Origin of the sequence: Ruegeria sp. TM1040 (assembly GCF_000014065.1) — a bacterium.
Lineage (GTDB): Bacteria > Pseudomonadota > Alphaproteobacteria > Rhodobacterales > Rhodobacteraceae > Epibacterium.
Genome location: NC_008044.1, coordinates 1,023,559 through 1,049,955, shown reverse-complemented (window position 1 = coordinate 1,049,955; position 26,397 = coordinate 1,023,559). Strand labels below are relative to the sequence as shown.

Genomic DNA, 26,397 nt, shown 5'->3' with positions numbered 1-26,397 from the left:
AGCATGTGATATGTTGCGCCAGAACACTCCGGGCCAAGGGGGGCCGCATGGGAAAAAGACCTCGCCGCAAAAGCGGGAGGTCTTCTCCGGTTGCAACACCGGATCGCCAGTTGAGCTCACTTTTGGGGTGTGAGAGGGGCGCATCCTGGGGGCGGGATACGCCGGGAACTGACTGAACCGCAGCTGCGACCAAGTCGACTGCCCGCAACAAGATACACTTGGACCTGTTACACATCCGGGGGCCGGGTTCGCGAAGGTATTCAAGGGCCCACCGCTAAGGCGCGCGCGCCTGCCGCGTTCAGCCGTTGATCACCAGAAGGCCTGCCTCCTGCGCTGCGATGACCTCCTCGAGGTCCGCCCCTCCACTGGCGTCGAGGTCTACCTGCGCAAAAACCTCTTCTGTCAGGGCAGGATAGGCCAGTCGCAGCTCTTCAAACGACAGGGTGCCATTGCCATCGGCATCAACTTCGACGGCAAAATTCTGGGCAGTGACCGGGGCCGCGGCCGTCATCACAATCGCGGTGGCAATCTGGGCGATGGTTTTCATTGTCCTGCTCTCCTCTCTGGTTGCTTTTGGTCGCGGGCGACGCGGTTGCCTGCGACACTTCGGACGCTAGAGAGCGAGAGACACGCGCGCCACTGGGTGTCGCGCAGGAACTGAATTCAGGCGATCTCCAGCCTGATTTTTCGTTTGCAAGCGGCAACTTGGCGCGCATGGACGTAGCGTTGACCTTTACCCGCCACACGTAAGACCCAGATCCGGCAAGGCCCCGCCTATCGCAGCATCAATGCAACGTCCGAAGGCGAGCCTGCAGAGCGCTGCGCCTCCGGTTCTGGATTGAGTGCTGGATCAGGCCGCGCCCGAGGCCATGTCCCGATCCGCCTGCTGACGCTGCCAGAGCTGCGCATAGCGGCCACCCTCTGCCAGCAGAGCCTCGTGGGTGCCAGTTTCCACCACCTCCCCCTGCTCAAGAACGACAATGCGATCTGCCTCAGCGATGGTAGACAGGCGGTGCGCGATGGTGATCACGGTACGGCCCTGCCCCGCGCGCGCCAATGCGCCTTTGATCTCTTGCTCGGTGTCGGTATCAAGGGCCGAGGTCGCCTCGTCCAGCAAGAGGATTGGCGGGTTCTTCAGCAGGCTTCGGGCAATCCCGACGCGCTGTTTTTCACCGCCCGAGAGCTTCAGGCCGCGTTCCCCGACCGGGGTGTCATAGCCCTGTGGAAGGCCTTCGATGAAATCATGAATCTGGGCCGCGCGCGCGGCCTCCACGATATCAGCCTCGGTCGCCCCATCGCGGCCATACGCAATGTTGTAGCGGATGGTATCGTTAAATAGCACGGTGTCCTGCGGTACGACGCCGATGGCGGCATGCAGGCTCTTTTGCGTAACCTCGCGCACATCCTGACCGTCGATCAGCAACCGCCCGGCGCTCACATCGTAAAACCGGAACAAGAGCCGCCCGATGGTGGATTTTCCCGAGCCCGTCGAACCCACGATGGCAACCGTCTGCCCGGCCTCCACAGTGAGGGAGACGCCTTTTAGAATCTCGCGCTCAGGGTCATAGCCAAAGCGCACGTTTTCCAGCTGGATTTGGCCGCCGCTCACCTGCAGCGCACGGGCGTCGGTTGCATCTTGCACATCCGGCGGCTGATCGAGCAGATCAAACATCTCGCCCATATCCACAAGGCTTTGGCGGATCTCGCGGTAGACAGTCCCCAAGAAGCCCAACGGCCCGGTGATCTGGATCATATAGGCGTTGACCATGACGAAATCGCCAACCGTCATCGCGCCGCGTTCCACCCCCATCGCCGCCATCACCATCACGCTCACAAGCCCCGTGGTAATAATCACAGCCTGGCCGAAATTAAGAGCGCCCAGCGAATAGGCGGTTTTAAGGGCCGCCTCGGCGTAGCCTTTCATCGCGACATCGTAGCGGGCCGCCTCGCGGTCCTCGGCGCCGAAATACTTGACCGTCTCATAGTTCAAGAGACTGTCGATCGCCTTTTGATTGGCGTCGGTATCCTGGCGGTTCATCTCGCGGCGCAGCTTCACCCGCCATTCGGTCACAGCAAAGGTGAACCAGACATAGAGCGCCACGGTCACCGCAACGGCAACGAGATACCAGATGTCAAACCACCATGCGAGCACCACAGCGACCAGCGTCAGCTCCAAGAGCAGCGGCCCGATGGAGAGCACCAGAAAGCGCAAAAGGAACTCTACCCCTTTGACGCCACGCTCAATAATCCGGCTGAGCCCGCCGGTCTTGCGGGTGATATGGTAGCGCATGGACATCGCGTGGATGTGGCGAAAGGTGGTGATCGCCAGCCGCCGCAGTGCCCGCTGCGTGACGGGCGCAAAGATCACATCCCGAAGCTGCTGAAAGCCGGTGTTCATCACCCGCGCCATGCCATAGGCCACCGTGAGACCAATGGCCCCAAGCGCCAGCACCGGCACGCCCTCGCCCGCCAGCGCATCCACCGCACCCTTGTAAAAGATTGGCGTCACCACCGCGATGCCCTTGGCCGCAACCAGCACCAGAAGCGCTAGCAGCACGCGGATCTTCACCGCACGCCCCTGCTCTGGCCAGACATAGGGCCACACCTTGCGCAGCGTGCGCAGCCCGGAGCGACGTTCTTCGGCGGCGGTTGGATCGTCCATCGGGGGCATTGCAGCTCCTCTGTCAGTTTGGTCCGACTTGGGTCTGCGCCATGGTCGGACAAGAGAAAACGCGCCCCACGACGGGGGCGCGCCATTTCATCAATCTATCTATGCCTTTACTCGGGCAGAGTGAAGATCTGACCAGGGTAGATCAGGTCTGGATCGCGGATATCGCCCTTGTTGGCCTCAAACACCCGCACATAGAGAAAACCGCTGCCATAGCGCTGCTGGGAAATCGCCCAGAGCGTATCGCCTTCCTGCACCGTCACGGCGCGCACCACAGGCGCAGCCTGATCTGGCGCCTGATCCGCCGTCACCGCAGGCTGCAGGACCTCTGGAGCCTCGCGTTTGAACGGGGTCTCAAGGCGGCTCAGGACGATACCGTCAACAGGGTCGATCTCATCAAGGCGCAGGGTGTAGATCCCCGGCGCCACCGAGGTGAGGCTGCCGCTCCATTGACCATCGGACGCGGCGGCAAGCTCGGCCACAGGGCTGTTGTCGAGGTAGACACGCACCAGGGCCTCGGGCCTGGCCCGTCCCGCAAGCTGAACATCGCCCGTCTCGGTGTAGCTGATCGTATCGAGCGCCACCTTGCCCACCAGCTCTGGTGCGGCTGGGGCCGCAGGTTGAACCAGCGTCACCCCATCGCGACCAGCGCGCAGCACCGCGACAGAGGAAGTCGCCTGCGGCGCGGGAGCCGCCTCGCCAGAGGGGCTCTCTGTGTCGGGGTCTTGCGGCTGCGGCTGCTGCACCTCTTCTACGGCAGCCATTGTGTCCGTCTTGGAAGATGGCACCTCGGGTGTGTCAACGGCCTCGGCAACCTCGACCGGGGACTGCGGTGCAGGTGTCGTGTCCGGAGCGGGCGGCTCTGATGTGTCTGCAACAGCTGCCACCTCAGGCTCAGGAGCCGGGACCGAGTCTTCAGAAGATTCGCGAGCGGACTCGTCGTCGATCGCCTGTTCCAAGGCGGCGGTCTCGACTGTCTCTTCCGGTGCCTCTGCTGCGGGCGCGTCTTCCGCTGTGACCTCGGTCTCCGGCAAAGCACTGGTGGCCTCGGCCACATCTACAGAGGGGTCTACCGCTTCGGGTGACGCTTCAGATACGGCCTCAGAGGCAGCATCGGGGAGTTGATCACCGGTGTTTTCGACGGCGGCCATATCAGTTGCCACTCCATTGTCAGCGGCACCACTCGCAGCCGACTCCGTCGAGGAGGCATCGCCCTCCGCGTCCGGATCGGTGCTATCGACTGCGACATCAGCCAATGCGACCTCTTCGGACTGCGCCGTCACCGTTGTGCTCCCCTCCGCTGCGCCGTCGCCTGGCGCGTCTGGATCTGGCGCATCAGTCGCCTGATCTGCCACATTCGGATCGGCGGTTTCGGTTGCCTCGGCGAGCTCAATTGGCTCCTCCTCGGGGGCAGCGATATCAGAATCGGTCTGCGCCGCGGCAAGCTGATCGACCTGCGGTTCCGGCGCGGCGGGCGCGGGCATCGGCGCAAGGATAAAGCTGTCTTCCGAGGCCAGCTCCTGCCCGTTGTGGCGCGCCAGCAGCGTCAGCAGCCGCGGCTTGTCACTGAGGTCGATGGTCACAAAGGACACGAACTCCCCCGCAGCGGGCACGGTTTGCGTATCGAGAACCTCATCGTCAAGAAGCACCTGCACCTCGACCCCCGCCTGAGCGGACGCCGCTACGATACCGGAGCCGTCTGGCTCAAACCGGGCGATCTCCAGCTTGGGCGCCTGCAGTACAAAAGCGGGCTCTGCGGTTGGTGCGTCCTGTTGCGTTTCTACCGTCTCGCCAGCCGTGGCTTCGGGCGTCGGCTCAGGCTCGACCACGCGCGTCTCGGGATCGGCCGTCTGCGGCTGTGTCACCACAGGCTTCACGGGCACCACTTCGGGCGCCGGCGGCGCTGCAAGGCCCAGGGCCACCAGCTGCTGCTCGACCATGGATCTGGCCCCTTCGCCCAAGATCCCACCCCGTGCGAGAAAGACCCCGCCTCCAACGACCACCACCGTGGCGACGGTGCCAATGGCCAAACTGGCCCCCGCGCCTATCCCGCTTGTCTTCGTCATCTTGCGACTTTTCCTTTAGGTCCCTTTGTACCGGAGCACTGTTGCCGCGCTCTCGGTTGAGCAAACCTAGCAATACCGCTATGAGGGGTCAAAGCACGATGTTTTCGCAGTATCGTGCAAAATCCCGTGGAAAATGAAAAAGGTGCGCCATGGCTGTCACATCCGTCTGCGTCTATTGCGGCTCTCGCATGGGAGCAAAGCCCGCCTATGAGGCCGCCGCCCGCGATTTTGGCACGGGTCTTGCCGAGGCCGGCTTGCGACTGGTTTACGGCGCCGGTGATGTCGGCCTCATGGGGACGGTGGCCCGCGCGGCGCAGGCCGCCGGCGGCGAGACCTTTGGCGTGATCCCCGAACATCTGGTCAAACAGGAAGTCGGCAAGCGCGATCTCACCACCTATGTGGTTACCGAGACCATGCACGAGCGTAAAAAAGTGATGCTTTACAATGCCGACGCCGTGGTGCTGCTGCCCGGTGGCATGGGCTCACTCGACGAGCTTTTTGAGGCGATCACCTGGCGTCAGCTTGGCCTTCACAACAAGCCCATCGTGGTGCTCAATACCGAAGGCTATTGGGAGCCACTGCGCGCGCTCATCACCCATGTGGTCGAGGAGGGCTTTGCCGATGCGGCACATGCCGCACATCTGCAATGGGTCGACACGCCCGAGGCCGCGCTGGCCAGCCTGCAGAGCTGATTTTCCGATCCCAAGCTGCGCCTCAGGCGCGCTTGTGGGCCGAATGCCTGACCATGATCGCGAGAAGGGTTACGCTGCCGAGAGCCGCAGTCCCTGCGTCCGGGAAAAGTCCGGGCAAAGACAGGCGTGCGCTACCAAATGGATGGGTCGTTCAGGGCTTCAACACAGCTGCAGGCGCCTTTCAGCGCGACCAAGGGTGTCTCCGTCAGGGATTGACCGATCCACCCAATCGGCATGCTCAATGGCAAGGGCGCGGCGACCCTCTCAGGGTCGAGCGGCTCAAATCCGATCTTTCCATAGAAGGCTGGATCGCCATAGGTGATTGCCACGTCGACACCCGCATCTCGCAGCTTGGTCAACGCATGTCTCAACAGCGCCTGCCCGACTCCCTGCCCCTGCCGATGGCTTGCCACTGCCATCGGCGACAGGATGAACACAGAGCGCGGGTCCTCCGCATAGACAAGGCGAGAAAAAATGGCCACGCCAATGAGCGTGTCTTTGTCATGAGCGGTGTCATGCGGTGTGTCATGCGCCGTAAAAACATAGATGTCCTCGGACGGGGTTTTGGACAACAGGGCCCTGACAAGACCGCCGATCACGGCACCTTCGCTGGCGCCTTCGGACGCTGCAAAGGTTGCCTCAAAGAGCGCGATGAACTGCGCCTCCTGCCCCGCGATTCCCTCAGATAAAATCATATGCTGTCCTTCCAAATTCGCTGTTGCAATACCACCGCAAGACCAGAGCATGAAGTCATCCCGTCACACGGAGCGTATCCAGCGTGCACTGCGCCACAGAAGATGTCACGTACGCGCAGATGCAGGCGGCACACTCCGCGCGTCCCCAGCATAAAAAAAGGCCCCGCCCGAACCGGACGGAGCCTCTTTGGAGTGACCTCAGACCGCAATTACATGCGGGAGGCGACATTTTCCCAGTTCACCAGGTTGTCGAGGAAGTTCGACAGATAGGCCGGACGCTTGTTGCGGAAGTCGATGTAGTAGGAGTGCTCCCACACGTCACAACCCAAGAGCGCGGCCTGACCAAAGCACAGCGGGTTCACGCCGTTTTCGGTCTTGGTCACTTTGAGGCCACCATCGGTGTCCTTGACCAGCCACGCCCAGCCGGAACCGAACTGACCCGCGCCAGCGGCGGAGAACTCTTCTTTGAACTTTTCGACAGAGCCAAAGGACTCGACGAGCGCCTTTTCCAGCTCGGTCGGCATTTTGCTTTCGCCCGGGCCCATCATTTCCCAGAACTGGTTGTGGTTCCAGAGCTGCGAGATGTTGTTGAAGATCCCGTTCTGGGCCACGGCGTCCTTGTTGTAGGTGCCTTTGATGATCTCTTCGAGAGACTTGCCGTCCCACTCGGTGCCCGCGATCAGCTTGTTGCCGTTGTCGACATAAGCCTTGTGGTGCAGGTCGTGGTGGTATTCCAGCGTCTCGGCAGACATGCCCTTGGACGCCAGCGCATCATGTGCGTAGGGAAGATCGGGAAGTTCAAAAGCCATGGTGGCCCCCTGTCAATTAATGTTGCGTTCCTGTGGGATACATGCGTCCCACTGCGACGTTGGTCAAGTGCTAGAGCGGGAAAACCAGACTCAATTGCTTACCTTACAACGCCCAGACCCCGCCCCATAACTGAGACCAAAGATGGCATCCACAACGCGCATTGTGTACCGTTGATCAGAAAGCGAGATTGAGAGCTCGTAGAGATATTCAGACGGTTTCAGGCGACTGTAAGCTCCTGGTTGCCGTGGGAGCAGCCCGTTCATCACGAAACTATGGGCCGGAAATCGGATACGCACGCGTTTACGGGTCCGGTTGGCCAATTCCCCCGGCACAACAGTCGTCGATACATCCTTGATGTCGATTTTCGTCATCGTGATCTTCTGAAACCGGGCATCCGTTGTGAAAACGACCCGTTCAGCGAGATAGGGGTGTTGAATGTCAGCCCTGGTCACTTTGCAATCATAGGTCGCCGCCAACGCCCCTTTGGCCGCAAACGCGAGGCCGAAGATTGCGGCCGCTATTTGTGAGGTCACTCTCATTCGTTTCATCATTCAAATTGCTTCTTTATGTGCAGTGTTTCGCGCCAAAATACGCCGATCTTGGCGCGAGCGCCTTCGAGAAATAACTTAACGCAACCTTTTGCAGGTGCCGTCTCCTTGGCCCCGTTGCAAACCCTCTCCCCTGTCCTGAACCTCGAGTTTAAACTTCAGGTTTTTTAGGTTGAGAGAAAGCGTTGGCCGGTAGTCGATGATTTCGTCACGGTCTACATTACGATTGGGGAATGCCACCGGACCTGTGCGTCTGTACTCCGCAGTGGGCCATTCAAGGCGCAACCGATTTTGGCCGCGATATACCACCTTTGCAGAGGTATCACTGGTTGCCACGTTCTTGATCTGAACATCACGCAGCTTGACGTTCAGGAAATGCTCATCTGCCTCAAGGACCAAGGAGGACGGCAGAAAAGGGTGAGCAAACCACACCTTTGACAGCGTGCATTTCAACTGGGCCGCCTGCAAGGTGGTCCCCGCACATAGCAGTACAACCCCGGCAGAGAGGCTGAAGAAGTTCAAGGTCTTACTCCAAATGAGAGGTGCGTTGTGGCGCGGCTGGCACAGCGTTCCTGAGCCAGCCTACATCCAAACAGAATTCGCTGAGGTCTATAGTTACTTTGCGATCTCACAGCTGCCGGTGCCACTGTCGCGGTTATCAAAGCTCGGCAAATTCAACGTAATGAAGGCTTTGTCGCGTGCTTTGTCGTGTACCAACGAGAAATCCATGTCAGAGGCCAATCCACCGCTGAACGGCATGTCATCGACACGCCAGCGCACACGCAGCTTATTCGAGGTATTTTTGACAAATCGTGCAAGTTTCGGCGCCTGATCCGTATGCACGAGATAGGGGTCCATGACCAAGGCGCTGCCATCAGACCGCAAATCAAAGATCACTTTCTGAGGAATTGTTCCACGGCGCGTCGAGTCCGAAAATTTACAAACCCATGTTTCCGCAGAGGCCATAGACGCCGTAACAACGAGTGAAACACAGGCCGCTATGGCCCGACCTTTGAAATTGAGCATAAAAAAACTCCAATTAATTCTTCTATTGGTTGTTGTCTAAAAAGAATGGCGGCCCTCGCGAAGGCCGCCATCGGATTAAACAGGCACTGTTGCACGATAGCGTCAGCGTCAGATCAGGCGTAGACGCCGACCTTCGACTGGGGATGCGCTGCGGTGCTGAGGAGGTTGAACATATAGACCGCAACAGAGCGGAAACAGACGATGTGGAAGACATCTGCCTCATCGCGCCAGAAGGCCCCCGCCACCTGTGCAAAGCGGGTGCGACGGAAATCTCCGGCCTCGAACTGACCCGCGTCCAGATCCACCGGTGCCACCTTGGCGATCACCTCGCGCGCGCCCTCACCGCTCACGGCGAAACACGCCCGCGCATCGGACACGTTCACCGCCATATGGTGCTCGCCCGCCAATGCGTCGCTCAACTGTGCTACCACGGCTTCTGCAGTGTCGTAGTCGACCAGCAGCAACAACTCGTCCGGGGACATCCAGGCCGCCGCGCCCTGTTCGCCAAAGGCGATCTTGCGCACGGCAGGCACGTCACATCCAATCGCCGTTTTGACGGCAGCTTTGAACGCAGCAGAGGCAAAGTCGCCGCGCAGGGTGATCATGCCCCCCAGACCCGTTTCCTCGACCTTTGCCAGACCCGCAAAACTGGCCCCATTCATGGCACTTACAGCTTTAGACATTCTGCTTGTCCCCTTCTTTGTCATAGAAGATCGGGTCGACGATCTTGGCTTTGTAGATTTTCCCATCAAGGCCGGGGAAGTCGATCACCTCGCCCATGCGTTTGGGGCCATGTTTCACCAGCCCCATCGCGATGCCGCGATCAAGGTTGGCGGAGTAGTAGGTCGACGTCACGCGGCCGATGGTATTGCGCTGGCCATTGGCGTTGTTTCCATCGCCAACCGCATAGGCGCCATCGGGCAACACAGAGCCATCTACGGTTTCCAGACCCACCAGTTGCCAGCGGTCGGGATCGGCCATGTGGCTGCGCTGCTGCGCGCGCTTGCCAAGATAGTCTTCTTTCTTCTTGGAGAGCGCCCAGTGCAGACCAAGATCCTGCGGGATCACGGTGCCGTCGGTCTCGTCACCAATCATGATGAAGCCTTTTTCGGCCCGCAGGATATGCAGACATTCGGTGCCATAGGGCATGACGCCAAATTCCTTGCCCGCCTCGATGAGCGCATTCCAGAAGGCCTGCCCCTCGGACGCAGAAACTGCGATCTCATAAGAGAGCTCGCCCGAGAAGGAAATCCGGTAAGCGCGCGCCTTGAAGCCGCCGATCTCGCCGTCTTTCCACTCCATGAACGCGAGCGCCTCTTTCGAGAGATCCATACCGCCGCCTGCTTTTTCATTCAGCTTTTCCAGCACCTTGCGGGCGTTGGGGCCAACGACGGCGACCTGCGCCAGTTGCTCGGTGGCGTTGGTGACATAGACCTTCCAGTCCCACCATTCGGTCTGCAGCCATTCTTCCATGTGGGCGTGAATGCGATCCGCGCCGCCGGTGGTGGTGTGGCAGAGCCAGGTGTCCTCGTCGATGCGCGCAACCACGCCGTCATCCACAAGAAAGCCGTTCTCGGAACACATCAGGCCATAGCGGCATTTGCCGATCTTCAGCGTGCTCATCATATTGGTGTAGAGCATGTCGAGGAACTTGCCCGCATCCGGCCCTTTGACGATGAGTTTGCCGAGGGTGGAGGCATCCAGAAGGCCAAGGTTCTCGCGGGTGTTTTTCACCTCGCGATTGACCGCCTGATGGACGCTCTCGCCCGAGCGCACATAGGCGTAGGGACGCCGCCAGTGGCCCACCGGCTCCCAATGGGCGCCGTTGCTGTCGTGCCAGTCATACATCGGCGTCTTGCGCAGGGGTTGGAAGATCTCGCCACGCGCCTCACCGCCAATCGCTCCCATGGAAATCGGGTGATACGGCGGGCGGAACGTGGTGGTCCCGACCTGCGGGATCTCGGCGCCCAGACTATCGGCCAGCACAGCCAGACCGTTGATGTTGGAGAGTTTCCCCTGATCCGTCGCCATGCCCAGCGTGGTGTAGCGTTTGGTGTGCTCGACGCTTTCATAGCCCTCGCGCGCCGCAAGCTGCACGTCGGACACCTTGACGTCGTTTTGATAGTCGAGCCAGGTTTTCATGCGCAGTTTGATGTCGGCCTTGGCGGGCATCATCCAAACGGCTTCCATAGGCGCTTCAGCGAGATCCGAGGTGGCAACCGGCGACACTTTTTGCGCAGGACGGCCGGCGGCCTCGGCAGCACGCGCGCCAGCTTCGGCCGCATCGGCCATCACGCCAGAGAGCGTGAGCGGACCAGAGGATGCGCCAGCCGTCACCACAAAGGGCAGACCATCATGGCCAGTGGGCGCGCGATCCGGGTCGGGGCGGAAATGCGCCTGCGCCTCGTCCCAGATGAGCTTGCCGCCGCAGTGGGACCAGAGGTGAACCACGGGCGACCAGCCACCGGACATCGCCACAGCATCGGCTTCGATCTCCTCATGGGCGCCGCCCTCGCCGTTCTGGGCGCAGATGGCGACCTTGGTGACGCGTTTGCCGTCCTTCACCTTGGCGATGGCACGGCCGCATTCGACGCGGATACCAAGCGCGCGGACCTTGTCAGCGAGATCGCCGCCGCCGCTCTCGCGCGTGTCCAGAACGCGCACGACCTCGACGCCTGCCTCATGCAGGGTGATTGCGGTGCGGTAAGCATCATCATTGTTGGTGGCGACCACAACCTTCTGCCCCGGAGTCACCCCCCAGTTCACCACATAGTCGCGCATGGAAGCGGCCAGCATCACACCCGGCACGTCGTTGCCCGCAAAGGACAGCGGGCGTTCGATGGCACCGGTTGCGGTGACGGTTTGCGTCGCACGGATACGCCAGAGGCGATGGCGCGGACCGCCCTGCCCCGGCGCGTGGTCGGTGAGGCGTTCATAACCAAGGATATAGCCATGATCGTAAACGCCTGCCCCCATGGTGCGGGTGCGCAGGGTGACATTGTCCATTGCCTCAAGCTCGGCCACGGTCTTGCTGATCCAGGCTTCGGCGGATTGGCCTTCGATGGTACCGCCGTCGACGGGCGTCCGACCACCCCAATAGGATTTTTCCTCGAGCACCAGAACCTTGGCGCCGGTCGCCGCGGCGGTCTTTGCAGCCTGAAGGCCAGCCACACCGCCGCCAATCACCAGCACGTCACAGAAATAATAGAAATGCTCGTAGGTGTCGGCGTCCTTCAGTTCCTTGTTGGGGGCTTTGCCGAGCCCTGCGGACTGGCGAATAAAGGGCTCATACACATGCTTCCAGAAGGGACGCGGGTGGATGAACATCTTATAGTAGAAGCCCGCAGTCAGGAAGCGCGAGAACAGTTTGGAGTTGATCTCGCCCACGTCGAACTCGAGGCTCGGCCAGTGGTTCTGCGATTGCGCCTTGAGGCCCGAGAAAAGCTCGGTGGTAGTGGCGCGCTGGTTCGGCTCGAAGCGGTCGCCGACACCGAGGCCCACCAGCGCGTTCGGCTCCTCAGATCCGGAGGCCACGAGGCCACGCGGGCGGTGGTACTTGAAGGACCGCCCGACCAGCATCTGATCGTTGGCGAGAAGCGCAGAGGCCAGAGTATCGCCAGCAAACCCCTTGAGGGTTTTGCCGTTGAAGGAAAACTCGATCTGCTTGGAGCGGTCGATGAGACGACCCTGTTTGGCGAGACGCGTGCTCATGATGCGACCCTTTCGCGGCAGGAGGTCTGGGAGCCTCCGGCGGGGATATTTAGGAGAAGATGAAACATGTGGGATCAGCCCTTGAACTCACGCCAGGACCAGCCGGGGCGTTTGGCAGAGATCTTGTCCTTGATCTCTTGCGGCGGCTCCGTGGTCTGGGCGCTGTAGGTGCCAAAGACCTCGAGCGTCTGGGTGCAGCGGGCTGCGTGGAACCACTTGCCGCAGCCGTTCACATGGCGCCAGCGCTCCAGATGCACCCCGCGCGGGTTTTCCTTCATGAAGAGGTAGTCGTGGAACTCATCATCCGTGGACCCGGGGCCGAAGCGTTTCAGATGCGCTTCGCCGCCGCCATGGAGTTCGGTTTCCTCGGCGCGAACGCCGCAATAAGGACAGTCGAGGATCAGCATGATGCGTGCTCCGATGTGGGGGTGGCCGGTGCAAAAGTGAGCGGGGTCGTCATCAGTGTGCCACCCCTGCTGCGACGCTCTCGTCGATGAATTTGCCTTCTTTGAAGCGCATCATGGAGAACTCTTCCGCGAGGTTGGAATGCCCTGTCGCCATCAGTTCCGCCATCGCCCAGCCCGAGCCGGGGATCGCCTTGAAGCCGCCGGTGCCCCAGCCAGCGTTGACAAAACAGTTCTGAACCGGCGTTTTGGAAATCAGCGGCGAGCGGTCGCCGGTTACATCCACGATCCCACCCCATTGGCGCAGCATCTTGAGGCGCGACACCATCGGGAAAGTCTCGTTGAGGGCGCGCACGGTTTCCTCGATGTGGTGGAAAGAACCGCGCTGGGTGTAGTTGTTGTAGCCGTCGGTGCCGCCACCAATGACCATCTCGCCCTTGTCGGATTGCGACATGTAGCCATGCACGGTGTTGGCCATCACGACCACGTCCATGCAGGGTTTGATCGGCTCGGAGACCAGCGCCTGCAGCGCCACCGATTCCACCGGCAGACGGAAGCCCGCCATTTCAGACAGCACCGAACAGTTGCCCGCAACCACCATGCCCAGCTTGTCGCAGTCGATCGCCCCTTTGGTGGTGTCGACACCTACCACGCGGCCGTTTTCAGTCCGAACATTGGTGACTTCGCATTTCTGGATGATGTCCATGCCCATCGCCGAGCAGGCCCGCGCATAGCCCCAGGCCACCGCATCGTGACGGGCGGTACCGCCACGCGCTTGCCAGAGCCCGCCAAGGACCGGATAGCGCGGACCTTCGAGGTTGATGATCGGCACCAGTTCCTTCACGCGGGCGGGTTCGATCCATTCGGTCGACACGCCCTGGAGCGCATTGGCATGGGCGGTGCGCTTGTAACCACGCACCTCGTGCTCGGTCTGCGCCAGCATGATCACGCCGCGCGGGCTGAACATGATGTTGTAGTTGAAGTCCTGCGACAGATCCTCATAGAGGCTGCGCGATTTCTCGTAGATCGCGGCAGAGGGATCCTGCAGGTAGTTCGAACGGATGATGGTGGTGTTGCGGCCCGTATTGCCGCCCCCCAGCCAACCCTTTTCGATCACCGCAACATTGGTGATGCCAAAGTTTTTCCCAAGGTAATAGGCCGTAGCGAGCCCATGGCCACCCGCGCCTACGATGATGACGTCATAGTGACGTTTGGGTTCCGGGGAGCGCCAGGCGCGTTCCCATCCGCTGTGGTAGCGAAGGCCTTCCCGCGCCACTGCAAAGGCTGAATAGCGTTTCATGAGCGAATCCAATGCTTCGTGTCTGGCCTCAAGATATGACCGGGATCGCATCGGACCCCGCGCCGTTAATCGTCGCGTTTCGTCAGGTTTGCGACATGCCGTACAGGTTTCCGCGCGCGCCATTGCGCGCGACATTTGCTTTCGGCGCGCCGATCTGTGCCAAGGCGAGACAGCGGGTCGCAGCAATAGGGCTTTTTTCCGCGCCTCAGCACCTATAGATGGGACCAAACGGCGGAGAGACGATGGCTTTTTGGATTTTGACCGGCGCGGTGACCCTGACCCTTGCGGTAATTCTGGCGCTTGTGGTGCTACGCAATCGCAATGGCGCGGGAGAGCCGGCTGCGGCCTATGATTTGCGGGTCTATCGCCAGCAATTGAAGGATCTGGACAAAGATGTCGCGCGCGGCGTTGTGAGCGACGCCGATGCCGACCGGCTGCGGACCGAGATTTCGCGCCGGATCCTGTCTGCGGATGCACAGCTTCAGGCCGCCGAAGCCGGAGAAGATCAGCCCAATGGCCCCAGTCGCGTGATGGCGGTTGTGTTGATTGCGGTGATCGTCCTTGGCACGGGTGGGCTGTATTGGCAGTTGGGCGCGCCCGGCTACGGCGATTATGGGCTGCGCGAGCGCATCGCGCTCGCCAAGACGCGCGCCGAGACACGTCCGAGCCAGTCCGAGTTCGAAGCCCGCATGCCAGCCCCCCCCGCCCCAGAGGCTGATGCCAGTTACCTCAACCTTGTGGAGCAGCTGCGCAGTGCGACCGCAGATCGGCCAGACGATTTGCAGGGACAGGCGTTGCTTGCGCAGCACGAAGCGCGGCTGGGCAATTTCAAGGCCGCCTATGAGGCAAAAGCGCGGTATATCGCGCTTTTGGATACCGCCCCCGACCCGCGCGACCTGATCGATCAGGCAGAGCTGCAGGTGATGGCGGCTGGCGGATATGTATCCCCCGAGAGTGAGGCGCTGCTGGAGCAGGCTTTGTCGCAGGTGCCGGAAGACGGGCGCGCGCGGTATTATTACGGCCTGATGATGGGGCAGAACGGGCGTCCCGATCGCGGCTATCGGATCTGGGCGGAGACGCTCAAGGATGGTCCTGCCGGCGCGCCGTGGATCCGCGCGATCCAAGCCCAGATCCCGGAGATGGCAGGGCTTGCCGGGGTTGCCTACCAGCCGATCCCACCCGGTGGCGAAAGTGCCCGGCTCAACGGCCCAAGCGCCGAGCAGGTTGAGGCGATGCAGGATCTCTCCCCCGAGGAACGCCAGGAAATGATCGAAGGAATGGTTTCGGGCCTTGCGACACGCCTCGCCGAAGAAGGTGGAAGCCCGGCGGAATGGGCCCAGCTGATCACGGCGCTTGGTGTGCTGGGACGCATGGAAGAGGCGCGCGTGATCTATTTGGAAGCCCAGCAGCAATTTGCCGGGGATGATGGTGCTCTTGACATCCTAGGCGCCGCCTTTGCCCCATTGGAGGCCACCCGATGATACACGACGCGTTTGAAGACTTCGCCGCCGCCCTGCCGCAGATGACCGCGCTTGTGGGGCTCGATTTCGGGGAGAAAACCATTGGCGTGGCGGTCTCGGACCGGATCGGCGCCGTGGCAACACCGCTTGAAACCATCCGGCGCAAGAAATTCACGCTCGACAGCAATCGATTGCTTGAGATCATCGCCGGACGCGACATCAATGGCATTCTACTTGGCCTGCCGCGGAATATGGATGGCTCTGAAGGGCCGCGTTGCCAATCCACCCGCGCCTTTGCGCGCAATCTGTCACGGGTCACGGATCTACCAATCGGTTTCTGGGACGAACGATTGTCGACGGTGGCGGCAGAACGCGCACTGTTGGAGGCCGATACGTCTCGAAAACGTCGCGCAGAGGTGATCGACCATGTGGCGGCGTCGTATATCCTGCAGGGGGCGCTGGATCGGATGCGCCACATCAGGAGCAGTTAGACCATGACCGATGACGTCTGGAAGCGGCAGGAAATCGAGAGCCCTTGCATCAAACTCTGTGTTATTCAGCCGCAGACGCGGCTCTGCACCGGCTGCGCCCGTTCCATTGACGAAATCACCCGCTGGTCCAAGATGAGTCCGGCGGAGCGTGCAGAAATCATGGCGGCCTTGCCGACTCGCACTGCGGCCCCCAAGGCACGCCGTGGGGGGCGCGCCGCTCGCTTGCAGAGCAAATCCTGAGCGGGCTTGCGCCCGCGGCCTCCGGCGGGGATATTTTTGCGTTAGAATTAGAAGAAGCTGGGCGCTGCGATCAGCAGTTCTGTTGCGGTATGCAGGCAGAGCCTGCGACTGGGCGCGTGTGCGCCCGCGCCTAAAGGTCGCTCAACCAATGGGCCTGCCAGTTCGGCATTTCGGGGCGGAAATAGGCGATCATCCGCCCTGCCCCATCCGTGGCCGAGGCCCCATCGGCCCAAGGCGCGACCCCATGCAGGCAGAGACGGTGCATGAGGTAAGCTTCGCCGGGGTTTGCATGCACCTCAACACGTTTGCAGGTTTCAAACACCTCGCGCCGCGCTGCAGTGTAGATGTCGGTGATATCGACATGGGCCCAGTCCTCGAGAGCGATCCCCTCAAACGCCAGGCGAAAGGCCTCGCGCATGATCAAATGGCTCCCCTCCCAAACCACCAGCGGCGCGGCGTTCTTGCTGGTTTTGTTCAGCGGCAGACCGAGAACCCAAGCGTGCGGTTCTTCGACCCGTCGCCGGCGCGCGGTGCCATATATCTTGATGCCGTCCACATGCGCGCCATCCCGTTTGCAGCGGTAGCCAAAGGCCGCGTCGCTCTCGCCGCGTCGTGGTCGGGGGTAACCCGGATAGATCACCGACAGCTGCGCCCTGTGAAGGGCGGGGATTTCGCCAAAATGTGCTCGAATGAAGTCGAGCGCTGCCCCCTCGAGAGGCGGACCGGACGGTAAGCGTCCGTCCGGATCGTTCGGCAAGGCATCAACACCGATGAACCAGGTGCCTTCGCAATCCAGCCACTTCGCATGGGCCGGGTCTGCAGTTGCCGTCTCAGCACAGCGCTGCGCGTGCGCGGCCCAATCTCTGATGCTCTCTTCTGCTGCAAAACGCAGCCAGCCCTTTTGCAGGTAAGCCTCGGTTGCCGTCATCTGCCTCAGGCCGCCCGCGCCAACACGAGGGAGAGGGCCTCTTCGACAAGCTCTGGGCCCGCGCCGGTGCGGTGTGCGCCCTCGGAGAGGTGACGCCGCCACTGCCGCGCCCCCGGGCGACCGGCAAAAAGCCCAAGCATATGGCGCGTGATCTGATGAAGCCGCGATCCCGATTGCATCTGCTGTTCGATATAGGGCAGCATCTGGCGCACCACCTCGAGCGGATCGCTCGCCGTCCCGGTGCCGTAGATCCGCGGATCTGCAGCACAGAGCACATCGGCGGGCTGGTGATAGGCGGCACGTCCAACCATAACCCCATCCAGCCCGCGTGCTAACTGCGCCTGGGCTTCATCAAGCGAGGTGATGCCGCCATTGAGCGAGATATGCATATCGGCAAAGGCCGACTTCATCGCGTGCACAAGCTCGTAATCCAGCGGCGGGATGTCGCGATTTTCCTTGGGTGAAAGCCCTTGCAGCCAGGCTTTGCGGGCATGAATTGTCACCCGCTTGACCCCCGCCGCGCGGATCTTGTCGAGAAAGTCTGGCAAGATCTCATCTGGGGTTTGATCGTCCACGCCGATGCGGCATTTCACGGTCACCTCGACAGAGACCGCCTCGGCCATCGCGGCCACACAGTCGGCCACCAGTTCGGGCGTCTGCATCAAGACAGCCCCAAAAGCGCCAGATTGCACCCGGTCGCTCGGGCAGCCGCAGTTGAGGTTGATCTCATCATAGCCCGCCTCGGCCCCGAGCCGCGCGGCCTCTGCCAGTTCCTTGGGGTCGGAGCCGCCAAGCTGCAACGCAACCGGATGTTCGCTTGGGTCGTGATCGAGCAGATGCAAAGCCCCCCCCCGCACCAGTGCCGGCGCCGTCACCATTTCGGTGTAGAGCAAGGTCTCACGCGAGAGCAGCCGATGCAGATAGCGGCACTCCCGTGTGGTCCAATCCATCATCGGCGCAACCGACAACCGTGCCGCGCGCCAAAGGTCTGCTTTTGAAAGAGTACCAGTGCTCATCCAGGTTTTCCTAGCGCCTCTAGCCGTGTGATTGCCGCGCATCTCGCTATGAACGCCAAATGCCGCGAGGCACGCGGCTCTCTGGTGCAGTATCGGGAGACGACATCTTTGCCCGAAACATCATAGCCATGAATCGAAGGCTTAATTTGCACAGATTGTCGCCAGAGTGAAGGGTGAGCGGCAAGCCAGCTGCGCTTTGGGCGCGAGACGCCAGCCATGCAAGGTGCGATGGATCAAGGCAAGCGAGGCCGTCAATAGGCCGCAAGGGGCGTGCGCTCAGACGACGGGGGTGACATGAAAACCGACTGATTAGACCGAGTGCTTGGAATGCGCCTCAAGCGCGGAGGCCGCGAGCTCGATCCCCTGCTGCAGGTTTCTGGCTGTGGTAAAGGTCTTGGTATCAACGCCGATCCGAAACAACTCTTGCGCAACAGTCGGAGAGATCCCGGCGAGGATGGACTTTGCGCCCATGAGCCGCGCTGCTGTCATGGCCTGAAACAGATGGTTTGCAACGCTGCTGTCGATGGAAACGGCACCTGTAATGTCGAGCACCACCGCGCGACTTCGTGTATCCCGAATCCCATCCAACAGTTGCATCGTCAACGTTCTGGCGCGATGACTGTCCAGCGCACCAACAACGGGCACCAGCAGCAGGCCCTCGCGCAGTTCCAGAACCGGCGTGGGCAGCTCGCGCATCTGCCGCTCGTGGATTTCAATCGTCTTTTCGCGCGCCTCGACGTAGGTTTCCAGGGCGAGCGCCATGTCGTAATGAGCAATCTTCATCATCGAGAGCACAAGGCCAAAGAGCTTGTGCGGATCCTCCTTCCCGTTCTCGAGAATAGACTGGCTCAGTCGTTGCAGGTAGTAGGCGTAAGAGCCAACATAGAGCGTGGGCGTGATACCTGCACGTTCGTGAATGCCACCGATCCGCTTGCGTTCCTCGGCATAGGACTCGTCAAGCTCGGCGTTGATCAGCTCTTGAAAATATTTCTTTTGGCCGCGTTTTACACGCTCGATTTGCGTGTCGTCCGCAAATTGTTGGGCCGCGTCCTCAAACCGCAGAATATGCGCATAGAAATCTGCAATGATCTCCTCGCCAACGTGGTCCGCGATGGGGGCAAGCGATCGTACCCGCTCTTGATCGGCAGGCGTAATGTCAAACCAGGACAAGGTGTTGTTATGTTGGCTGGCTTCATCAGCCAAAGCGGAGTGAACGACAGCGTGCGATTTCGACATTCGTGTTCATTCCTATCATTGGGCCAAACATCGCCCACAGCAAATCACGTAAGGTAAGTATTATATTCCTATTTAAAAGTTAAGATGACCCTACGGCGGAAACCGCCCTGAAATCGATCTTTTTATGCTTTCGGTTGTAATGCTCTCCCTTGAGCATTGTCTTTCGCGCACGCCGAACCCCCGTCTCATGCGCGTCGGTAGAAAGGTTGAGAAGGGAACAGCCTTTTCGGGACAGCGGCGCAGCTCCGGACAGCGGCGCAGCTTGCCGTGATACCCTTGGCCAACCTGAGGGGGGACGTGCACTTTGGTGAAGCCCCGGTCAGGATGCCACATGGATCGCGAGGACTTTTTCAGCGTTGCCCCAGGCATCTTGCAGAGGTGCCAACTCGGGCAAAGCATTGGTATTCGCCTGCTCAATCTCGAGCATCGAGCTGCGCAGCGTCGCAAGCCCCAGCACCGCGGCAGACCCTGCGAGGCGATGAGCTTCCTTACGGTGCTGATCGGTCAATTCAACGCTCTGGGTCAGGGCCTCACGCAAAGCGCGGACATCATCGCGAAACTCTGCGAGAAAATGGCGCGCTTTCTCCGGCCCCACGGCCGCGACGAATTGAGAAATGTCAGACTCTCCCGGATATTGCGCAGGAATGGGCGCCGCAGCATCGGCCGCGGACCGCCGCAGCACCATCTCGGCCAGCGCCGCGCGATCTATGGGCTTGGTCAACACCTCTGCAAAGCCAGCGGCGAGGATGCGTTCGTGATCGTCACGCGCGGCATGAGCGGTCAGGGCAACAATGTCGGTATCATTTGCGAGTTGCTCTGCACGGACGCGGCGCAAGACTTCCATACCGTCGATATCCGGCATGCTGATGTCCGAGATGATCAGATCAAAGCGGTGGGTGCGAATTTCCTCGATAGCGCGCGCGCCGCCGTTGACGGAAACCACCTCATGTCCCATGTCGTTCAACATGGTCTCGAGAAGCAACCGGTTGATATCGTTATCTTCGATCACTAGAAGGCGCTGCTGGCGGGTTGGAGCATCGGCGGCAAACACCGGCTTGCCCTGTTCCAGAGCGACGGGCGGCAGGGGAATGGTGAAACTAAACAGGCTGCCCTCGCCCGGTTCGCTTTCGCAGGTGATCTCTCCCCCCATCAACCGGGCCAACCGGCGTGAAATCGCCAGCCCCAGACCGGTACCCTCGCAGCCGCGATTGTAATTGGGGTCTACCATGGTGAATTCGTCGAAGATGCGTTCCAGATCCTCGGCTGCGATGCCTTTCCCGGTATCTGCGACACTGAATTCCACCAGGTCGCCTTCGGTACGCATCACATCCACCGAAACAGCGCCATCCTGGGTGAACTTCAGCGCGTTTCCGATGAGATTGAGCAGGACCTGCTGCACATAACGACAATGCCCCTCGACCCCGGTTTCGGCGCCAAGGCTGCAGAATACACTTAAGTCATTGTTGTTGCGGGCCGCATTGGCCTGCTGGCTCTCCCCGATGCCACGCACAAGTTCGTCGAGATCAAAGCGAATGGGCGCGTCCGCCTCGGCGCCGGATTCGAGTCGCGAAAGCTGCAAGACGTCATTGACGTGATGCAACAGCAGCTCGCCCGACACCCGCATGGCCTGCAGGTATCGCTGTTGCTCTGCGCTCGGCGTCAGCCCCTCGAGCACATCAAGCGAGCCAAGGATACCCGTGAGCGGCGTGCGCATCTCGTGGCTCATCACCGTCAGAAGGCGATCTTTGGCCTGTTCTCCTGCAAGCGCGTCATCGCGTGCCCGGCGCAGTTCTTCCTCGGCTTGCAGGCGATGGGAAATGTCGCGCACATAGCTGACAAGTACCTGATTTCCATCAGATTTGCTCACCGTCAATGAGACTTCGACCGGGATCACATCGCCGGTCTTCCTCTGGGCGGTCATCTGGAACCGGCCATCGTTCTCGTTCAGAAAATCGTCAAGATCGCCAGCCCCGGCACCCTCGGGAGATTGCAGGATCAGCGAGTCGAAATTCATCCCGATCGCCTCCTCTTCGCTGTAGCCAAAAATCTCCTCAGCGGCGCCGTTGATGGCGGTGATGCGACCCTCCGCATCCGCCATTAGGATCGCATCGAGGGAAGATGTGACCATCGCCTCTGTGCGGGCGGCCTCCTGCGCCTGCAGCATCGAAAGCCGCTGCCCCCGCCGGAACAGGCGCAGGATCACCAGAGCAGTGAGCGCAAGCGTCCCAAGAAGCGCCAGAACCACAATCGCAAGACGGGTGAACAATGTGTGCAGCAAAACCCGCTCCGCGCCCGCCGTCTCGGCCTGTAGCGCCACGCCAAAAAGCGCGAGATCGCGCACATCATTGCCATCGACGGCAATCAGCTGCAGCAAATTCTCTTTCTCGGAGAGCAGAACATCGTCAGACGCGTCAATAAGTGCCGCTTGTCTCTGCAACCCCTGTTGCAGCCGCCCGAGCGTTTCACTGCCTTCAGGGGTGGCGCGCACTTCCGAATAAAGCGCACTTTCTCGAAAAGTCGCGATGCGGCTGTAATAGATATCGAACTGGCGTCGAAGGCGTGGAAGATCGCTGCGATCTTCCACCACCATCGCGGCGGAGCGATATTTCAGATAGTCGACCTCGGCCTGTGACAAAGTCCACTGAAGGTTGTCGGTTGCGGCGCTCGACAGAGCTTCGATCCGCGACTGAACATCGCTTCCCAAACGATAGGCCTGAGCCGCCAGCAGTATAAGAACCACGGCGGCTGCGGAAATAACCCAGCGATGCATAATCGGTATCTTCTGTCGCACCAAGCGCTGGAGTCCTCCTGCAGTATGGGCCCGCCGCAAGGCGCGTTACTTCACCGTTATCCTGTTCAACTGCCAGATACTGCGAGAGTAGACCTCTTCAGTGCGAAAGGCCACGTCGCTGTCGTAGGGATAGATCACCCAAAGCGGCCCCTTGTCACGCAGGGACATGAGGTTACCGTTGCGCATATAGGCAATGATTGGCCCGCCAGGCTGCGCATCCGACGTCGGAATTTCCACTGCGTAGTCGTTGACCGCCGCGGCTTCGAGTGTCTGGCCCTCGACGCCGGTTTCAGCCAGGAGACGATCCAGCGAGACGCCGACAAAGCTCTGTTCACCTTCGCTCCAGATCGTCGTGGTCACGATTTCGCGCTCACCGATGCTGCGCAGGTCTTCGACCGTAAATTCATGGACCTGATCTGCATTTTTCAGCGTCAGTACAACCTCACCCTCGGAGGCGGAGACGCTCCCGATCGATGCAATAAGCGCCAGCATGGCTACCAACAGTGATCTCACGACGTACCTCCAAAATAGGGTTGCCCGAAGATGGGCTCGGCAAGACCATGCCACATCTGACATCGAAGAGCATGAGCACCTGTGTATAGTCTGCTAGACTTTCGTATACGTTCGGTAAATCGTCTGTGCCCGTGACTTGGGCGCACGGACAGGGTTTTATATAATTGCCATTGGTCAACCATTTTGGAGCCGACTCAATTCAACCGCTGGACGCCATAAACCCAACGCAAATTGCGTATTTCACGCAGACGGTCTGTGGCGCGGTCGCGAAATCGTCCTAAAAGTTGATAGAATATAAAGGTTTCAGGAGGTAGGATCGTGAATGAACAGTGTAAACGGGTTTAATATCAATATGCGTATTCTTCTCGCCGACGATCACGATATGGTGCGCGACACGATTTCTGCCTATCTCGCTTCCGAGGGCGGCGCGCAAATCACTGCGACCACTGATCTGCCTCGCGCCATGAAGGAACTTGAAGACAACGGTCCCTTTGACCTGGTGCTTCTGGACTACAATATGCCGGGCATGAACGGGCTCGATGGGCTTCAGCGTGCGCTAAAGGCCAATGGCGGGCGTGGCGTTGCAATCCTCTCGGGCAGCGCACCGACGCGCACCGCACAGGATGCTTTGGACGCCGGTGCCATCGGTTTCATCCCCAAGACCATGGGCGCGCAGTCGCTTTTGAATGCGGTGCGTTTCATGAGCGCGGGAGAAATCTATGTGCCGGTCGAACTGATGCGCGAAGAGGCCTCCGCCCCGGAGCATCCGCTCCTGGCCCAACTCAGCCCCCGCGAGGTCGAAGTTCTGAGTGGGCTCTGTCGCGGGCAATCCAACAAGGAAATCGCACGCGATCTCAACCTTCAAGAGGTGACGATCAAGCTGCATGTGCGCACGCTCTGCCGCAAGCTCGACGCAAAGAACCGCACGCAGGCCGCAATGACCGCCAAAGAAGCAGGGTTGTTCTAACCCCGCGCAACCTCTTTGGCGAGGCGGTCAAACCGCACCCCCTATTCGTCTTTTGAAAACGTGACCTCGCTACCGCCAACCAGCGGTCGCGTCTCAGTATCCGCTCAGCGGATCAGCTTTACCTCGCTGTGTCGCGCGGGCCCTCTGTTGGGCAAAGGCGGGCTCTGTGATGGGCAACGGATGCAGCATGTCACACCAATACGCGCCGCGCACCGGTCGATGGTTCACCATGCACAACCATATGCGCGTCGGCGCGCGTAGAGGTCTGGGGGATTGCTTCCTCCGGGCTGGCACCACGCGATCTGTTTCAATCAGACCGAGCTTATTCATGTGGCGCAGCTTCCGGGTACGCCCTACTGAAAGGTAACCGCGCATAGGATAGTCCCCATCCAAACGCGCATCGCATCTTGGGAAAACCTCCCAAGGGGAGCCGTGCAGAACGCCAAAGTCCGCGTGGATCGTCCGGCTCCTTCGCCGCAGTGCGCGCACTCACGTTCAAGAGTAGCCAGATATGAGGGTCAGCCTCTGAGGGAGTTTCAAGGAGAGACAGCTGCAGCGGCCAAACGTGTTTGGGCGAAACAACGACCGCGCCCTCTCACCCCCGAACCATCTTCGGCTGGGTAGCCGTAAAAAGCAGGCCAATTCCGAGCGCACCGACATTGTCACAGACGAGGGTTCGGTTGGACGGTCTGACCACAAAGCCTGTCAGACAGACCGTCAGCCTCGGATGCAGCGCGCGGGAGGCGCGATCGGATCAGGCAACACCGGCGGGCGAAAAACTTGCGGCGCTCTGAGGTTGCCCTGTTGCAGAGAGGGGCATGACCTGCAGCTGAACCAGAACCAGCGTGCCTGAACCCGGATTCTCGATCCGGCGGGAGCGGCCAGCTGGAATGCGGGCGCTATGACCTTCCCAGACAAGGCGCACATGATCGCCAATCGTAATCAGTACCGAGCCTTGCGCGACGATCCAATGTTCCGCCCCGCCGGGCGCGGCGTTCAGATCAAGGGTCGCACCCGGAGCGATCGACATGCGCTGCAGCGTGAACCCCGGCCCCATGGCGAGGCTTTCGAGACGGCCCCAGTCATATTCGGTAGCATGAGCCGACAGGGCATCCTCCGCCGAGATTTTCGACAGGCTGGCATAAACCGCCATCATGTCTGCCGAATGCGGGAATGGCGCGGCGGCGCGCGCGTTCAGGACACCCGCACGTTCTTGCGCCAGATCTTCGTCCCATTGCGCAACAGCGCTGTCGGCGGCGGCGTCCTGATCCCACTCTTCCAGCGCGCTCCAGGTCGGATCGAGCTGAATAGCGCAGATGTTCTCAATCTTTTCGGCAACGGCCTTTTCAAAGGTGATCGCCTTTACACGTCGATAAGTGGCCCGGTCCAGCAAGGTGGTGCGATCCACCGTCCCGGCCCGCAAAAGCGCGTTCTTCACCGGCAGAAACAGGCGGCTTGCATGGGATTTGAAAGCGGCCAGCAAGACATCGACGCGTGCTAAATAGAGCCCGGTGCCCCAGAGCTGGTGATTGCCATGGAGAAGATGCGACAGCGTCACCTTTCGCCCTGAGGCGAGCACCCGGCTGACGGCGACGGGCGCATTTTCATGCGGTTGCGTAACCACCTCCATGATGCCAAAGCCGCCATAGGCGCGGGTGGTGCGCTGACCAAACATCACGATCTCGCCGCGTTGGGCTGCTGGGATGGCATTGCACAGGGCCTTGTCGAGATTGCGTGTATCGGCGAGGTTTGCGGTTGCAGGCGCAACCACCACAAGTGCACCGGGCATGTGGCGCAGCGAGAGAACGGCGCTCAGGAGGGCGGCGGCTGGCTTGTGGGTCTCCGGCTCGACGATCAGGGCCGCCGGACGTGCTGCGATCTGGCGCTCGACCAGGGACATGTTGTCCCGGGTGGTCACAACCACCGGGTCGGCAAACACATCGCCGGACATCGCATCAAGCACGCCCTCAAATCTGCTGGGAACGCCGGGTGCGGTTTCAAGTGCCAGATGGCACACCCCGGTGGACCATTCGCTGGTCTGTGTGACGCCTCCTGCGAGGATAATGGGGTGCAACATTTGAACCTCTGATTAATTGTATTCCGTTGTGCACAAATCTATTCGAACTTTCATTGCCGCACGTCCTATCCATCGGGTGTTGCACCGCTCGCCAAAGGATAGGGTCCCACCAAAGGGATAGGACACACCGACGCCGAGGGTTACAAAATCACCGTTTCTTCAGGTAACATTGTTTCGTGTAAAAAATGCTAACGCTGGTTAACCATAAAACGGCTAACGTGCTGGAATCATTTACCATGATTGAGAGAATCAACAGGCTGTCCGTGCCATATCTGCCCTTAAAAAGAGGGGCTGCGTGCGGATCTTCTGCTGACGTCGCCAACAGCAAAGATTAAACTCGCCGCATGAGCACACCTGTTTCCTCGATTAAAAACCTCGGCCCCGCCTATGAGACCGCCTGCACCCGCGCGGGCATCCATTCCGCCGAGGAGCTGCGCGCCCTCGGGGCGGACGCGGCCTACGGCAAACTGCTTCAATCCGGCAGCAAACCGCATTTCATAGGCTACTATGTTTTGGTGATGGCGCTTCAGGGGCGGCCCTGGAACGATTGCAAGGGCGAAGAGAAAAAGGTCCTGCGCAAGCGCTTTGATGCGCTGAAGGCGCAGAGCTTTGACAGCGACCGGTCCGCGCTGGATGCGATCTTGAACGAGATCGGTGTGATCGAGCGACGCACAGACTGATACCGCGCCCGGCCCCTCTCAAAAGAAAACCGCCACGCATGCAGCGTGGCGGTTTTTGATTTTCAGCTGGCCCCCTCG

At 60.5% G+C, this 26,397-nt stretch carries 24 protein-coding genes; 6 read left to right on the top strand and 18 right to left on the bottom strand.

The window, feature by feature from the left end:
- Positions 1–298 precede the first annotated feature (298 nt).
- From TM1040_RS09245 to TM1040_RS09235, 3 genes are all read right to left on the bottom strand, one after another.
- Positions 299–547 carry an EF-hand domain-containing protein gene (locus TM1040_RS09245; protein ID WP_011538324.1) on the bottom strand — a complete coding sequence of 83 codons (249 nt, stop codon included), beginning with the start codon at positions 545–547 and terminating at the stop codon, positions 299–301.
- A 303-nt stretch (positions 548–850) separates the two neighbouring features.
- On the bottom strand, positions 851–2,671 hold the full coding sequence (locus tag TM1040_RS09240; RefSeq protein WP_011538323.1) for an ABCB family ABC transporter ATP-binding protein/permease: 1,821 nt from the start codon (positions 2,669–2,671) through the stop codon (positions 851–853).
- Positions 2,672–2,778: 107 nt separating this feature from the next.
- Positions 2,779–4,734 carry a LysM peptidoglycan-binding domain-containing protein gene (locus TM1040_RS09235; protein WP_011538322.1) on the bottom strand — a complete coding sequence of 652 codons (1,956 nt, stop codon included), beginning with the start codon at positions 4,732–4,734 and terminating at the stop codon, positions 2,779–2,781.
- 149 nt (positions 4,735–4,883) lie between these two features.
- Between TM1040_RS09235 and TM1040_RS09230 the strand changes: the two genes are divergently transcribed.
- Positions 4,884–5,426 (top strand): TIGR00730 family Rossman fold protein, encoded by a 543-nt coding sequence (locus TM1040_RS09230; RefSeq protein ID WP_011538321.1) that lies wholly within the window; start codon positions 4,884–4,886, stop codon positions 5,424–5,426.
- 131 nt (positions 5,427–5,557) lie between these two features.
- On the opposite strand, the gene TM1040_RS09225 is transcribed toward TM1040_RS09230, so the two are convergent.
- The 9 genes from TM1040_RS09225 to TM1040_RS09185 all read right to left on the bottom strand — a co-directional run bounded on the left by TM1040_RS09225 (position 5,558) and on the right by TM1040_RS09185 (position 13,920).
- Positions 5,558–6,121, bottom strand: coding sequence for a GNAT family N-acetyltransferase (locus TM1040_RS09225; protein ID WP_049763233.1), 564 nt, complete (start codon positions 6,119–6,121; stop codon positions 5,558–5,560).
- A gap of 209 nt (positions 6,122–6,330) precedes the next feature.
- Positions 6,331–6,930 (bottom strand): superoxide dismutase, encoded by a 600-nt coding sequence (locus TM1040_RS09220; RefSeq protein ID WP_011538319.1) that lies wholly within the window; start codon positions 6,928–6,930, stop codon positions 6,331–6,333.
- Between the two features lie 90 nt (positions 6,931–7,020).
- Complete coding sequence (locus tag TM1040_RS09215) at positions 7,021–7,482, bottom strand: hypothetical protein (protein ID WP_011538318.1); 462 nt, start codon at positions 7,480–7,482, stop codon at positions 7,021–7,023.
- Between the two features lie 75 nt (positions 7,483–7,557).
- A complete protein-coding gene (locus tag TM1040_RS09210; RefSeq protein ID WP_193339805.1) occupies positions 7,558–8,001 on the bottom strand; it encodes a hypothetical protein in 444 nt (147 codons plus the stop codon).
- Between the two features lie 93 nt (positions 8,002–8,094).
- Positions 8,095–8,337, bottom strand: coding sequence for a hypothetical protein (locus tag TM1040_RS20500; protein ID WP_254658868.1), 243 nt, complete (start codon positions 8,335–8,337; stop codon positions 8,095–8,097).
- A 281-nt stretch (positions 8,338–8,618) separates the two neighbouring features.
- Positions 8,619–9,188, bottom strand: a complete 570-nt coding sequence (locus TM1040_RS09200; RefSeq protein ID WP_011538315.1) for a sarcosine oxidase subunit gamma — start codon at positions 9,186–9,188, stop codon at positions 8,619–8,621.
- On the bottom strand, positions 9,181–12,216 hold the full coding sequence (locus TM1040_RS09195) for a sarcosine oxidase subunit alpha family protein (RefSeq protein WP_011538314.1): 3,036 nt from the start codon (positions 12,214–12,216) through the stop codon (positions 9,181–9,183). The genes TM1040_RS09200 and TM1040_RS09195 overlap by 8 nt, the downstream gene beginning before the upstream one ends.
- A gap of 74 nt (positions 12,217–12,290) precedes the next feature.
- On the bottom strand, positions 12,291–12,623 hold the full coding sequence (locus TM1040_RS09190; protein ID WP_011538313.1) for a sarcosine oxidase subunit delta: 333 nt from the start codon (positions 12,621–12,623) through the stop codon (positions 12,291–12,293).
- A gap of 52 nt (positions 12,624–12,675) precedes the next feature.
- Positions 12,676–13,920, bottom strand: a complete 1,245-nt coding sequence (locus tag TM1040_RS09185) for a sarcosine oxidase subunit beta family protein (protein ID WP_044027065.1) — start codon at positions 13,918–13,920, stop codon at positions 12,676–12,678.
- 242 nt (positions 13,921–14,162) lie between these two features.
- On the opposite strand from TM1040_RS09185, the gene ccmI reads away from it, so the two are divergent.
- Genes ccmI through TM1040_RS09165 form a run of 3 tightly spaced genes read left to right on the top strand, consistent with a single transcriptional unit; the run spans position 14,163 to position 16,111 of the window.
- Positions 14,163–15,401: a c-type cytochrome biogenesis protein CcmI gene (ccmI, locus tag TM1040_RS09175; RefSeq protein ID WP_011538311.1), complete on the top strand. Its 1,239-nt coding sequence runs from the start codon at positions 14,163–14,165 to the stop codon at positions 15,399–15,401.
- Positions 15,398–15,871 (top strand): Holliday junction resolvase RuvX, encoded by a 474-nt coding sequence (gene ruvX, locus TM1040_RS09170; RefSeq protein WP_011538310.1) that lies wholly within the window; start codon positions 15,398–15,400, stop codon positions 15,869–15,871. Before ccmI ends, ruvX begins: the two co-directional genes overlap by 4 nt.
- A gap of 3 nt (positions 15,872–15,874) precedes the next feature.
- Positions 15,875–16,111: a DUF1289 domain-containing protein gene (locus TM1040_RS09165; RefSeq protein ID WP_011538309.1), complete on the top strand. Its 237-nt coding sequence runs from the start codon at positions 15,875–15,877 to the stop codon at positions 16,109–16,111.
- 130 nt (positions 16,112–16,241) lie between these two features.
- Here TM1040_RS09165 and TM1040_RS09160 read toward each other — a convergent pair whose 3' ends face one another.
- From TM1040_RS09160 to TM1040_RS09140, 5 genes are all read right to left on the bottom strand, one after another.
- Positions 16,242–17,039 carry a hypothetical protein gene (locus tag TM1040_RS09160; RefSeq protein WP_011538308.1) on the bottom strand — a complete coding sequence of 266 codons (798 nt, stop codon included), beginning with the start codon at positions 17,037–17,039 and terminating at the stop codon, positions 16,242–16,244.
- A 5-nt stretch (positions 17,040–17,044) separates the two neighbouring features.
- A complete protein-coding gene (gene dusA / locus TM1040_RS09155) occupies positions 17,045–18,055 on the bottom strand; it encodes a tRNA dihydrouridine(20/20a) synthase DusA (protein WP_011538307.1) in 1,011 nt (336 codons plus the stop codon).
- A 309-nt stretch (positions 18,056–18,364) separates the two neighbouring features.
- On the bottom strand, positions 18,365–19,291 hold the full coding sequence (locus TM1040_RS09150; protein WP_011538306.1) for a protoglobin domain-containing protein: 927 nt from the start codon (positions 19,289–19,291) through the stop codon (positions 18,365–18,367).
- Positions 19,292–19,610: 319 nt separating this feature from the next.
- The gene (locus TM1040_RS09145) at positions 19,611–22,061 is read right to left on the bottom strand and encodes a hybrid sensor histidine kinase/response regulator (RefSeq protein WP_254658867.1); all 2,451 of its coding nucleotides are present in this window, start codon (positions 22,059–22,061) and stop codon (positions 19,611–19,613) included.
- A 66-nt stretch (positions 22,062–22,127) separates the two neighbouring features.
- Positions 22,128–22,595: an oxidoreductase gene (locus TM1040_RS09140; RefSeq protein ID WP_011538304.1), complete on the bottom strand. Its 468-nt coding sequence runs from the start codon at positions 22,593–22,595 to the stop codon at positions 22,128–22,130.
- A 352-nt stretch (positions 22,596–22,947) separates the two neighbouring features.
- Here TM1040_RS09140 and TM1040_RS09135 point away from each other — a divergent pair, with 352 nt between their 5' ends.
- Positions 22,948–23,562: a response regulator gene (locus TM1040_RS09135; RefSeq protein WP_044027064.1), complete on the top strand. Its 615-nt coding sequence runs from the start codon at positions 22,948–22,950 to the stop codon at positions 23,560–23,562.
- A 754-nt stretch (positions 23,563–24,316) separates the two neighbouring features.
- On the opposite strand, the gene TM1040_RS09130 is transcribed toward TM1040_RS09135, so the two are convergent.
- A complete protein-coding gene (locus tag TM1040_RS09130) occupies positions 24,317–25,639 on the bottom strand; it encodes a mannose-6-phosphate isomerase (protein ID WP_011538302.1) in 1,323 nt (440 codons plus the stop codon).
- Between the two features lie 344 nt (positions 25,640–25,983).
- Here TM1040_RS09130 and TM1040_RS09125 point away from each other — a divergent pair, with 344 nt between their 5' ends.
- Positions 25,984–26,319, top strand: coding sequence for a TfoX/Sxy family protein (locus TM1040_RS09125; protein ID WP_011538301.1), 336 nt, complete (start codon positions 25,984–25,986; stop codon positions 26,317–26,319).
- The last annotated feature ends 78 nt before the right edge of the window (positions 26,320–26,397 follow it).